Annotated in this window: 12 protein-coding genes; all 12 read right to left on the reverse strand. The window is 48.5% G+C overall.

Translation table 11 applies throughout. The annotated features are described in order from the left end of the window. Positions 1-3: 3 nt before the first annotated feature. The 12 genes from pknB to AC3WTF_RS01465 all read right to left on the reverse strand — a co-directional run bounded on the left by pknB (position 4) and on the right by AC3WTF_RS01465 (position 12367). Positions 4-1947 (reverse strand): Stk1 family PASTA domain-containing Ser/Thr kinase, encoded by a 1944-nt coding sequence (gene pknB / locus AC3WTF_RS01410; protein WP_129003124.1) that lies wholly within the window; start codon positions 1945-1947, stop codon positions 4-6. Next, complete coding sequence (locus AC3WTF_RS01415; RefSeq protein ID WP_041482434.1) at positions 1941-2702, reverse strand: Stp1/IreP family PP2C-type Ser/Thr phosphatase; 762 nt, start codon at positions 2700-2702, stop codon at positions 1941-1943. The genes pknB and AC3WTF_RS01415 overlap by 7 nt, the downstream gene beginning before the upstream one ends. A 5-nt stretch (positions 2703-2707) precedes the next feature. Then, a complete protein-coding gene (gene rlmN, locus AC3WTF_RS01420) occupies positions 2708-3799 on the reverse strand; it encodes a dual-specificity RNA methyltransferase RlmN (RefSeq protein ID WP_003154339.1) in 1092 nt (363 codons plus the stop codon). Positions 3800-3802: 3 nt separating this feature from the next. Next, entirely contained in the window at positions 3803-5146 is a 1344-nt protein-coding gene (rsmB, locus tag AC3WTF_RS01425; protein ID WP_129003126.1) for a 16S rRNA (cytosine(967)-C(5))-methyltransferase RsmB, read from the reverse strand. Next, positions 5133-6086, reverse strand: a complete 954-nt coding sequence (fmt, locus tag AC3WTF_RS01430; protein ID WP_492314160.1) for a methionyl-tRNA formyltransferase — start codon at positions 6084-6086, stop codon at positions 5133-5135. The genes rsmB and fmt overlap by 14 nt, the downstream gene beginning before the upstream one ends. Positions 6087-6090: 4 nt before the next feature. Then, a complete protein-coding gene (def, locus tag AC3WTF_RS01435) occupies positions 6091-6573 on the reverse strand; it encodes a peptide deformylase (RefSeq protein WP_012117530.1) in 483 nt (160 codons plus the stop codon). 24 nt (positions 6574-6597) lie between these two features. After that, complete coding sequence (gene priA / locus AC3WTF_RS01440; protein ID WP_129003128.1) at positions 6598-9009, reverse strand: primosomal protein N'; 2412 nt, start codon at positions 9007-9009, stop codon at positions 6598-6600. Beyond that, the gene (coaBC, locus tag AC3WTF_RS01445; protein WP_129003130.1) at positions 9006-10226 is read right to left on the reverse strand and encodes a bifunctional phosphopantothenoylcysteine decarboxylase/phosphopantothenate--cysteine ligase CoaBC; all 1221 of its coding nucleotides are present in this window, start codon (positions 10224-10226) and stop codon (positions 9006-9008) included. Before coaBC ends, priA begins: the two co-directional genes overlap by 4 nt. A gap of 90 nt (positions 10227-10316) precedes the next feature. Beyond that, positions 10317-10520, reverse strand: a complete 204-nt coding sequence (rpoZ, locus tag AC3WTF_RS01450) for a DNA-directed RNA polymerase subunit omega (protein WP_003154346.1) — start codon at positions 10518-10520, stop codon at positions 10317-10319. 3 nt (positions 10521-10523) lie between these two features. Continuing rightward, a complete protein-coding gene (gmk, locus tag AC3WTF_RS01455; protein WP_003154347.1) occupies positions 10524-11138 on the reverse strand; it encodes a guanylate kinase in 615 nt (204 codons plus the stop codon). A gap of 7 nt (positions 11139-11145) precedes the next feature. Beyond that, the gene (gene remA / locus AC3WTF_RS01460; protein WP_003154355.1) at positions 11146-11415 is read right to left on the reverse strand and encodes an extracellular matrix/biofilm regulator RemA; all 270 of its coding nucleotides are present in this window, start codon (positions 11413-11415) and stop codon (positions 11146-11148) included. Between the two features lie 76 nt (positions 11416-11491). Further along, positions 11492-12367 (reverse strand): YicC/YloC family endoribonuclease, encoded by an 876-nt coding sequence (locus AC3WTF_RS01465; RefSeq protein WP_007409745.1) that lies wholly within the window; start codon positions 12365-12367, stop codon positions 11492-11494. Positions 12368-12443 lie beyond the last annotated feature (76 nt).

Raw genomic sequence — 12443 nt, forward strand, 5'->3', positions numbered from 1 at the left:
TTGTCAGTCATTATCTTTCGGGTATTCAATCGTTTTGTAGCTGACGACTTTATGATCGACCATCACTTGATAATACCCCTTCTGTCCCTGATCAATCTTCAGTTCAATTGTTTTTTCAGTCGGCTCTTTTATTTTAAATGAGTCATACGTATCAGAGATGCTGTGGTCCTTATCATCGATGGCGATTTGCACTTCAAGCTCGTCCCCTTCATGTTCGGGTTCGTAAGGAATGCTGATTTTTTCTTTTACCGTTTTCGCCGGTTTTTCTTCAGGTCCGAGCGAGAACGTCACTTCAACATTACTTCCCGGCTTAACCGCAGTGCCGGCTGCCGGCTCTTGCTTCATGACTTGTCCTTCCGGCACGTCATCTGAATGGGCTTGTTTTTCAACAAGCTGCAGGCCGTTATCTTCAAGATACCCTGAAGCCGCTTCTTTGCTGTAAGTCTTTAAGTCCCTCAGCGTAACGTCCGCCGGGCCGAGGCTGACCGTTAGATTGACTTCCTCGTCGCTTGCGACCATGTCGGTGCCGGCTGACGGGTTCTGATCAATTACGGTGCCGGCCTCGCTGTCATCGTTCTCTTCTTTGACATTGACATGTTTGAAGCCTTTTTCCTTCAGCGCTTTTTTTGCGTCGCCGATCTGCCTTCCTTTCACGTCGATCAGCTGGGTTTTCGGTTTTCCGATGCTTTTGTACAGTTTTACAGAAGAGCCTTCTTTAACGGTAGACCCCGCTTTTGGGTCCGTTTTGACCATTAATTCCTCTTCTATTTTTTCATCTTCAATATCCGTTATATCAGGATCCGCCCGGAGCCCGTTCTTTTCAAGCAGGGCTTCCGCTTTTTCGTACTTCATGCCCCGTACGTCGGGGACGCTTACATCTTTAGGCATAAACAAAGACGGGAACACGGTGACCGCAAGAACAGCCGCCATAATGAAAATGAAACAGACGGCCAGCAAAACCCACGGCCATTTCCGTTTTTTCTTTTTGGCGGGCTGCTGTTCCTTATCATCCGTCTCCCCCGGCGTTTCCGCCTGAGGCGCGGCTTTTGCGCCGTCAGTAATGACGGGAATGGCTTTTGTCATTTCCTCATCATCCTGCACGGAAAATTTTTGTTCATTCAGCCTGCCGGCGTCAAAAGCCGTTCTGATGTCCGCTTCCATGTCCTCGGCGCTTTCATAGCGGTGAAACGGGTCTTTAGCGGTTGCCTTTAAAATAATGTTTTCGACGCTCTGCGGAATGGAAGGGTTCCACTTTCTGGCGGAAGGCGTTTCTGTTTGCAGATGCTTTAGCGCTATGCTGACGGCTGATTCTCCGTCAAAAGGAATTTTACCTGTTAAAAGCTCAAACAGCACGATGCCGAGCGCGTAAATATCTGATTTTTTCGTTGCCAGACCGCCTCTCGCCTGCTCCGGAGACAAATAATGAACCGAGCCCAGCACAGAATTCGTATGTGTGATTGTCGTAGACGTAAGCGCTGTGGCGATTCCGAAATCCGTCACCTTGATATGCCCTAAATGATCTATCAATATATTGTGCGGTTTAATATCCCGGTGCACGATATGGTTTTGATGGGCATGGGCGATGGCCGAGACGATCTGCTCCATAACGGACAGCGCTTCTTTCGGATGAAGCGGTCCGTGTGCGTTTATGTATTCCTTTAATGTCATGCCTTCCACATATTCCATGACAATGTAATAAATATCGCCTTCCTCCCCGATATCGTAAATACTGACGATATTCGGATGATCGAGGCTTGATGCCGACTGTGCTTCTCTTCTGAAACGCCTGATAAAATCAATGTCATTCACAAAGTCAAACCGCAGAATTTTAATTGCGACTTCACGTTCGAGAATGATGTCCTCAGCTAAAAAAACGTTTGCCATTCCGCCGCCGCCAATAGGCCGGAGGATATGATAACGCCCGCTGATCCGCTTGCCGGTTAGCACTTGTCTTCACCCTCTTTTGCATCTGCGGAAAACTCAATCAACACAGCCGTGATGTTATCTTCGCCGCCGTTTTGATTCGCTTTGCTGATGAGAAGGTCTACTTTTTCCTGAGGATCAGATTCGGCTTGAAGCATTTGTTTGATCTCGTGATCTTCTATTTTATTTGACAGTCCGTCAGAGCATAAAAGCAGCTGATCGCCGTCAGACAGTTCAAAAGAACGGGCGTCGGGACTGATGGTTTCATCTGTCCCCAGCGCTCTCGTCAATACATTTTTCCGCGGATGGTGCTCGGCGTCCTCTTTCGAAATTTCCCCCGTCTTGACCAGCTCATTCACAAGCGAATGGTCTTCAGTCAGCTGAGTGAATTCCCCCTCTTGAAGCAGGTAGCACCGGCTGTCACCGATATGAGCCACAGTGACAAACTTCCCGGTGAATAAGGCGCAAACAACAGTGGTGCCCATTCCCCGGCATTCTTCATTCGCTTTAGCGTGGTCATGTACTTTGACATTCGCCTCATGAATCCGGTCTTTCAGCCAATTCTCGCAAGCAGACGGCAGAGATGGAACCGTTTCGGTCCGGTTCCACTGCTCTTCCATCGCCGCAACCGCCATCCTGCTCGCTACATCTCCGGCAAGATGACCGCCCATGCCGTCGGCGACAACCGCAAGCACCGCGTCTTCTTTTGTGAAAATGCCCGCCGCATCTTCATTATGCCGGCGGACTTTACCTGTATCTGTTTTCAAGGCTGTAATCAACCTCTTCACCTCGTCTCGTCTTGACGCTCCTTCGCGCGAAGCTGACCGCAGGCCGCGTCAATGTCATGGCCTTGCTCTCTTCTGATCGTGACATTTACACCGCGGGATTTTAACGTTTTTTCGAATGCGAAAATCTGATCTCTCGGTGTGCGGACGTAATCCCGTTCAGGCACATAGTTTACCGGAATTAAATTGACATGGCATTTCACGTCTTTTAACAGTTCTGCAAGCTCTTCTGCATGTTCGACCTGATCATTTACGCCGCCGAACAGCCCGTATTCAAAGCTGATCCGTCTGCCTGTTTTCTCGATGTAATATTTGACGGCCTCCATAAGGTCAGGAAGCTTATAGGCTTTGTTAATCGGCATCAGACGGCTTCTGATTTCCGTATTCGGAGCATGCAGAGAAATCGCGAAATTGATCTGCATTTTTTGATCGGCGAAATCGTAAATCTTCGGAATGATTCCGCTGGTGGAAACTGTGATATGACGCGCTCCGATGTTCAGCCCTTTATCGTGGTTAATGATTTTTAAGAAAGCGAGCATTTCATTGAAATTATCAAACGGCTCTCCGATTCCCATGATGACGACTGAGCTGACGCGTTCATCCGTTTCATCAAGCGCCTTTTGCACTTTCACGACTTGAGCGACGATTTCTCCCGCTTCAAGATTCCGTTTCAGTCCGCCGAGCGTTGACGCGCAAAATGTGCAGCCGATCCGGCAGCCGACCTGTGTCGTTACACATACAGAATTACCATACTCGTGTCTCATTAAAACCGTTTCGATCGTATAACCGTCATGAAGCTCAAATAAAAATTTCATCGTGCCGTCTTGAGATGTCTGTTTTACAGCCGTTTTCAGCGTTGTCAGCACAAAATTGCTCTCGAGTTTTTCACGCAGGCTTTTTGAGAGGTTTGTCATTTCATCAAATGAAGAAACCCGCTTCTCATAAAGCCATTCAAAAATCTGTGCTGCGCGGAACGGCTTTTCGCCATTCTCGGTCAGCCATTGTTTGATTTCATCTAATTCAAAAGAGTAAATGGACGGCTGCTCAGTCCGCAGCTCTTTCCGTACGCTTGTCTTTTTTAATTGTGTCATTTTTTATCCCTTCTTTCTCATGCTGCTAATAAAGAAACCGTCTGTTCCGAAATAATGCGGAAGAATTTGAAGGCTTCCATCCTGAACAAAGGGTCTCGCCTTTTCAGGCAGCCGCTTTTCAAGAGACAAATCGGGTTCAAACTCAGGGTGTTCTTGTATAAACGCATGCATAACTTCTTCATTTTCTGTCCGGTCCATTGTACACGTACTGTATACGAGTGTGCCACCTTTTTTTACTAATGGGGCGATTTCCCTTAAAATGCCGAGCTGGATTTCTGACAGCCGTCTGCTGTCCTCCGGCGTCTTCGTATATTTCATATCGGGTTTTCTTCTGATGACGCCGAAACCTGAGCAAGGGGCATCAACGAGAACACGGTCAAACCGTTCTGCGCCAAAGACCTCTCCCGCTTTTCGCGCATCCATCGTTTGCGCGTCGATGATCGTAAGCCCGAGCCGTTCTGCGCCCTCTTTAATCAGCTTCACTTTATGGCGGTGAAGATCAAGCGATGTGAGGCTCCCCTCGTTCTCCATCAGTTCCGCAATGTGAGCCGACTTTCCGCCCGGTGCGGCGCATGCGTCTAAAACGGTTTCGCCCGGCTTCGGGTCCAGCGCCCGCGCGACAAGCATTGAGCTTTCATCCTGTATGGATACCCGGCCGTTTTGGAAAAATGCCGTGTTCGCGATGCTTCCTTTCAAAAGCTTAATCGCATCAGGAGAAAGGTCTCCGGCTTCCGCTTCCAGACCGGCATTCTCCATCTCATTCAGCACCGTTTCCCTGTCGCTCTTTATGTGATTGACACGGAGCGTCTGCTTCGGCGGAATGAGATGAATCCGGCAGATCTTTTCAGCCGCCTCAAAGCCGTACGCCTCGACCCACTCTTTTACGAGCCACTCGGGATGGCTTGTCTCTGTGGAAAGACGGAGAACCGGGTCTTTAATTTCAGCGAATGACGGCGCCCCTTCACGCTGCAGGGAGCGGAGGATGCCGTTGACAAAGGACGCAATGCCCTTATGCCCGCGTTTTTTGGCGATCTCAACCGCTTCATGAATGGCGGCGCGATCCGGTATTTTTTCTAAATACTCCATTTGATACGCGGACAGACGAAGCAGCTGAATCACCCATGGCTTCACTTTATTCGGCTTGCGGATAAAAGGCTTCAGCATGTAGTCTAAGGCGATTTTATTTTGCAGCGTTCCGTAGACAAGCTCTGTCAGCAGTCCTCTGTCCTGATCGCTGAGCGTGTTCGTTTTGATAACCGATGTAAGAAGCAGGTTGCTGTATGCCTGATTTTGCTCAAGCTTCTCAAGCGCTTCAAGGACGAGCTCCCGGACATTAATTTTCTTCATTTGCTTCTCCTAACACGTCACCGGGCTGCACATTTTTGCCTCTTACAAAATCTTCGCCCTTCATCCGTTTTTTTCCCGCCGGCTGCAGTTCAGTGATTAAAAGGGCGGTGCTGTTTCCTGATGCGACGACAATGCCGTTTTGCTCCGTGCGGATGACTGTTCCGGGCGCAGCTTCAGTTTTTGCCGCAACTTTTTCAGAAGCCCATACTTTCATATTTTGACCGTTCAAAGTTGTATAGGCGACAGGCCAAGGGTTTAAACCTCTGATCTGGTTGTAGATCTCTTCTCCGGGCTTTGCCCAATCAATCCGCTCCTGCTCACGCTTAATGTTAGGCGCGTAAGTCGCTTTTGATTCGTCCTGTTTGATCGGTTTAATATTTCCGGAAATGACGTTCGGGACGGTCTCTGACAAAAGCTTCGCCCCCGCTATGCTTAATTTGTCGTGAAGCGTGCCGACGTTATCCGTTTCATCAATTTCCACTTCGATTTTCGAAATCATATCGCCCGCATCAAGCTTTTCAACCATATACATGATTGTCACGCCCGTTTTCTTCTTGCCTTGGAGAATCGAATAATGTATCGGCGCTCCGCCTCTTAATTCAGGCAATAGTGACGCGTGTACGTTGATACAGGCGTATTTCGGGCCATCCAGCAGCTGCTTGGGCAGGATCTGTCCGAATGCCGCCGTAACAATCAGGTCCGGCTTCAGGCTGAGCACTTTTTCTATTTCTTCTTCGAGCCTTACTTTTTCGGGCTGAAGCACGGGAATGCCGTGACGTTCAGCTTCAGCCTTAACAGGAGGGGGCGTCATGATTTTTTTTCTGCCTTTCGGGCGGTCAGGCTGCGTAACGACACCAACCACTTCATACCCGTCTTCAATAAGCGTGCGCAGGACGGGAACTGAAAAATCGGGCGTTCCCATAAAAACGATCCTTGTCATCCAATCATCCTTCCATTTCTGCCAGTTCTTCTTCAGTGTAGTAAGCCGTAATTTTTGATGTGAATAAAATGCCGTCTAAATGATCCATTTCATGCTGAACGGCTCTGGCCAAAAAACCCTCCGCTTCTAAAATAAACGGTTTTCCTTTACGGTCATAGGCTTTTACCTTTACGTAATCCGGGCGGGTGACATCGCCGTAAACCCCTGGAAAGCTTAAGCAGCCCTCGACTCCGGTCTGTTCACCGCTCTTTTCAAGAATAACCGGATTTACAAGGTCGATCCGGCCGCTTTCTTCACCGATGTCCACGACGGCCGCTCTTTTTAAAATGCCGATTTGCGGCGCGGCGAGGCCGACGCCATCCATTTCGAGCATCGTATCGTACATATCGTCAAGCAGTTTTTTTAATTTTTTATCAAACACTGTCACTTCATCGGCAGGTGTTTCCAGAACCTCCGCCGGGTGTGTGACGATTTTTTTTACAGCCAAAATTTTGCCCTCCAAAAACTAATGTTACATCAGCATGTACGGATTCATATCGATTGAAATCATGACATGCTTTTGCGCAATGTCGCGTTTATAGTGCTCCAGTATCTTTTTCAACTGAATCTGCAACTCGTTTTCCTGTCTGTATTTTATCACGCATTGATAGCGATATCTATCTTTGATCCTGGCGATCGGGGAAGCCGCCGGCCCGAGAATTTTCGTATCAGGCCCGCATCCCGCTCTTAAATAGTTTGTAATCTTTTCTGCGGTGACCGCGGCTTTTGCCGCTTCTTCATGAGAAACGGTCACCAGCGCCACGTAATAATACGGCGGGTATGACTGGGCCCTTCTGTGCGCCATTTCCTGCTGAAAAAAAGTTTCATAGTCGTGCGTTTTCGTCAGCTGAATGCTGTAATGAGACGGTGTATACGTTTGAATGACCACCGTTCCCGGCTTTTCATGCCGCCCGGCCCGTCCGCTTACCTGCGTCAGCAGCTGGAATGTCTTCTCCGCGGCCCTGAAATCAGGGATGTGAAGCGTCGTATCTGCGCTTAATACTCCGACGAGCGTCACGTTCGGAAAATCAAGCCCTTTTGCGATCATTTGCGTACCGAGCAGGATATCCGCCTTCCCTTCACCGAACGCTGACAACAGTTTTTCATGGGTGCCTTTTCTTGAAGTGGTGTCCACATCCATCCTGATCACGCGCGCCTGAGGCAGCACTTTGGTAAGCTCCTCCTCCACACGCTGCGTGCCCGTGCCGAAAAAGCGGATATGTTCGCTGCCGCATTCCGGGCATGTTCCCGGGACAGGTTCCTCATGGCCGCAGTAATGGCATTTCAGCCTTTGTCCGTAGCGGTGATAAGTCATTGAAATGTCGCAATGCGGACATTGCGGCACATAACCGCAGTCCCGGCACATCACAAACGAGGAATACCCCCGTTTATTCAGAAAAAGGACGGCCTGCTCTTTTTTTGCAAGCTTCTCTTCCAGCTGTTCCATCAGCTCTCTTGAAAACATTGATCTGTTGCCGTTTCTCAGTTCTTCTCTCATATCAACGAGAGAAACGTCAGGCATGAGCTGGCGATTTACGCGATGTTTTAATGGAAGCAGCTCATAAACGCCTTTTTTCGCCCGCGCAAATGACTCCAATGTCGGCGTGGCGCTCCCGAGGACGACCGGACAGCTGTGATGCTCGGCCCGGCGGATGGCTACGTCCTTTGCATGATACCGCGGCATTTCCTCCTGCTTATAGGAAGATTCGTGCTCTTCATCAATAATGATCATGCCGAGATTTTCAAACGGGGCAAAGATGGCCGATCTGGCTCCGACGACAAGCCGGACTTCCTTGCGCTGAATCTTCCGCCATTCATCATATTTTTCACCTGTGGATAATCCGCTGTGCATGACCGCAACCTGTGAGCCGAAGCGGCCTTTAAAACGGTTGACCATTTGCGGTGTCAACGAGATTTCCGGAACGAGCACGATGGCTTCTTGTCCTTTTGCCAGCACTTTTTCAATGGATTGCAGGTAAATTTCCGTTTTGCCGCTTCCCGTGACGCCGTGAAGCAGAAAGACGTGATGGACATGATCGGCTACAGCTTGTTTAATCGGCTCAAAAGCGGCCTGCTGCTCTTCTGTAAGAGAGAGCGGCTCTGTTTTTTTGAACATTCTGTCCTGATAAGGATCGCGGTAAACCTCCTCAAAGCTTTCCGTAAGAAGACCCTTTTTAAGAAGTGTTTTCAGCGTCGCGGAACTGGAATCGGTCTTTTTGCAAAGCTCGGCCGCGGAAATCTTTGCTCCCCCGCCGATAAAATAAGTAAGCACGGCGAGCTGTTTAGAAGCCTGCTTTGTCAATGAATCTGCGTGCCGGGCGAGTTCTTCTTTGTCCGCCCCCGCTTCGATCATGCGGATCATTTTTTTATTCGTTTTTTGGGCGACTTTATATGTGACATCAATGCTTCCTTTGCGCACGAATTTTTGAAGTGACGAAAGAATGCTTTCATCGGTAATATCCGAGTACAGAAGACTTTTTTGATTCCTGAAAAGCTGTTTGATGTCCGGTGTCAGCGCTTCTTCGTCAACGACTTTCAGCTCTTTCTCGTACTTCGCCTTCAGTGCGGCGGGCAGCATTGCCTGAAGCGCCGTGATTTTAAACGACAGCGTTTTGTCAGAAAGCCATGAAGACAGCTGCATCAGTTCCTCAGTCAGAACGGGCGTCAAATCAAGAAGCTTCTCGACTTCCTTCATTGAGCCGCCGTTTAATTCAGACGAATCTTTCAAACCGGTCACAAATCCTTGAAGCTTGCGCGGGCCAAACGGGACAATCACCCGCATGCCGACTTCGATCATCCCTTTTAAATGATCGGGAATTTTGTAATCAAAGGGTCTGTCAATGTTTTTGGAGCTGACATCGACAATGACTTCTGCTACATTCATACGGGTTTTCGGTCCTCGGCTTTCAAAGCGGTCATTTCCTTCAGCATTTCAAAGGAAACGTCAAGTTTAGACATAAGCGCAAGCTCCCGTTTTCTTCCGTCCCGGAAATAGAAGGTGACGACATTCGTATCCGTGCCAAATCCGGCCCCTTCTGCTTTCACATCATTTGCAACGATCATATCAAGGTTTTTCTGTTCAAGTTTTCTGCGCGCATAGCGTTCGACGTCTTGCGTTTCAGCCGCAAATCCGACCAGCAGCTGGTGTGTTTTCCGTTCGCCGAGTTCTTTCAGTATGTCTGCCGTACGGTTGAATTCGATCACGAGCGAACCGTCTTTCTTCTTCATTTTGTGATCAGAAACAGCCGCCGGCGTAAAATCGGCCACGGCCGCCGTCTTAATCACCATGTCGCATGAATCAAACACAGAAAGCACCGCTTCTCTCATATCAGCTGCCGATTGCACAGGAAGAAACTGATACAGCCCGATTGGCGGCTCTATTGACACCGGGCCTGAAATCAGCGTCACCCGCGCCCCGAGACAGACGGCGGCTTCAGCAGCGGCGTAGCCCATTTTGCCGGTGGATTTATTTGTGAAGAAGCGGACAGGGTCCACGGCTTCGCGCGTCGGACCGGCCGTAATGACAATATGTTTTCCTTTCAGCGGCGCATCGTCTTCAGGCTCCTTAAAATGCTCTCTGACACGCTCAACAATAAGCTCCGGCTCCTCCAGCCTTCCTTTGCCGACATATCCGCATGCCAAATAGCCTTCATTCGGCTCGATAAAGCGGACCCCGTCCTGATAAAGCACAGAGATGTTCCGTTTCACCGCCGGATGATCATACATATGGACATTCATCGCAGGCGCCACCCAAACCGGGGCCTCAGCCGCCAGCACCGTCGTTGTGAGCATATCGTCAGCAATTCCGTTGGCAAGCTTGCCGATGATATTTGCCGTAGCGGGCGCGACAATAATTAAATCCGCCCAGTCAGCGGCATCAATATGAGATATCACCTTCGGATTTTGTTCATTAAATGTATCTGTATATACTTCATTCCGGCTCAGCGCCTGAAATGTCAGCGGAGAAACAAACTCACGCGCGGACTCAGTCATAATCACTTTGACGTTTGCGCCGGCCTGAACCAGCTTGCTCGTGAGTGCGGAAGCTTTATAAACGGCAATTCCTCCGCTTACGCATAGCAAAATGTTTCGGTTTTTCATGAAGTCTTCTCCCCTTTATGAAAGCATTGGACAAATCCCAAACGGAAAAAAATAACAACCTATGTAGAGATAGGTTGCTACGTGTGCTTGTTATTCGCTGTCTTCTCTTTCAAACGAAAGCAGGCCCGCGTCAATTTCTTCTAAAGCTTTGCCTACATATTTGTGAGAAATGGTATGTTCAATCTGCTGGTCTTTTTTGATCTGCATTTCACGCGCGCGTCTTGCAGACACGGTCACCAGCGTATATTTAGAATCTAATTTATTCATTAAAGAGTCAATTGACGGATCTAACATAAGTTATTCTACCTCCAGCATTTTCTTATATCTCGGAGCGACGCGTTCACGTTTTAAGTGCTCGGCGAGAACGATTGCGTTAATCTTATCACAAGCCGTTTGGATATCGTCGTTTTCAACGACATAATCATACGCGTCCATCATTTCGATTTCAGCTTTTGCGGCATTCATTCTGTTTTCGATTAAATCGTCGGTTTCAGTCCCTCTTGTCACGATTCTGTTTTTCAGCTCAGAAAGACTCGGCGGCGCTAAGAAGATAAACAGGCCTTCCGGAAATGCATTCCGCACTTGGAGCGCGCCCTGCACTTCAATCTCTAAGAAGACGTCTTTTCCTTCTTGAAGCGTCTGTTCGACATAATCAACGGGCGTTCCGTAATAGTTGCCGACATATTCTGCCCACTCAAGCAGTTTGTTGTTTTCAATCATGCGTTCGAATTCATCTCTAGATTTAAAGAAATAATCGACGCCATCGACTTCGCCCTCTCTCGGGTTTCTCGTCGTGACTGAAATTGAGTATTCAAATTTCGTGTCCTGTTGTGAAAATATTGCTTGCCGAACCGTTCCTTTTCCAACTCCGGAGGGACCTGAGAGAACGATTAATAACCCTCTTTCTTTCATGCGGCAATTACCCCTGCCCTTCATCCATAATTTCTTCTTTCACAGAAAGTCTGTGTGCAACTGTCTCAGGCTGGACGGCAGATAAGATAATGTGATCACTATCCATGACGACAACTGCACGGGTTCTTCGTCCGTATGTAGCGTCTATTAGCATTCCGCGGTCTCTTGCATCCTGGATCATTCGCTTTATTGGCGCAGACTCCGGGCTGACAATCGAAATCATCCGATTGGCGGAGATGATATTGCCAAATCCGATATTAATCAGTTTAATCGTCATCTTCTACGTTCCCCCTGTAAAATAGACGTCTCTAGTGTAACCTGAAGAGGCCGTCTGTAAACAATACGCACAGTCGCTATTCTATATTTTGCACTTGTTCCTTCAATTTTTCAATAGAACTTTTCATTTCAACGACAAGCTTTGTGATTTGATGATCATTGGCTTTTGAGCCGATCGTGTTCGCTTCTCGGTTAAGCTCCTGAACAAGGAAATCAAGTTTGCGGCCGACTGCCCCGCCTTCTTTTAATATATCACGGAATTGAACAAAATGGCTCTTCAATCTGGTAATTTCTTCCGTTATATCAGAACGATCGGCGAAAATGGCGCATTCCGTGATCAGCCTGCTTTCGTCGAGCGCATCCTCCGTCCATTCCTTCATTCGGGCGTAAAGACGCTCGCGGTATTGAATAACAACGGCCGAAGCGCGCTCTTTCACCTGTTCGGACAGCGTCTCAAGCCGCTCAATGTGCAGAAAGCAGTCTTCCGCCAAAAGCCGTCCTTCTTTTTCCCTCATGTCACAAAGTTCCTTTACAGCCAGCTCAGCGGCTTCCCTGATGACTTCTTCAAGCTTGTCATCACGCATCTGTTCTTCGTGTATCTGCGCAATATGTTCAAATTTAAAGAACTCCATTGCATCGGGTTCTGCGGCCAGGCTGTAGCGCTCTTTCATGACGCGTGCGGCGCTCACATATTCATCAAGGAGCTCCCAATCGATGTTCAGGCTTCTTTTTATGAGCGCGTCACTGTTTACAGTGAGAAACAGCTCTACTCTTCCGCGCTGTATATGCTGCAATATCGTTTGTTTCAGCTTATCCTCTACATATAGCAAAGGCCGTGGCAGGCGGGCGTTCACTTCTTTGAACCGGTAATTGACGGATTTCAATTCAACGGTTGCCGAGAGATCGCCTTTTGTGCTGCTTGCGCTGCCGAAGCCTGTCATACTCCGTATCATATGAAACACCCAATTCTTTCCCGTTATCAAAATAAAAGGGCAATAGACATGCTATTACCCCTAAGATTATATCATA

This window comes from Bacillus sp. EB106-06-01-XG163 (assembly GCF_058791615.1).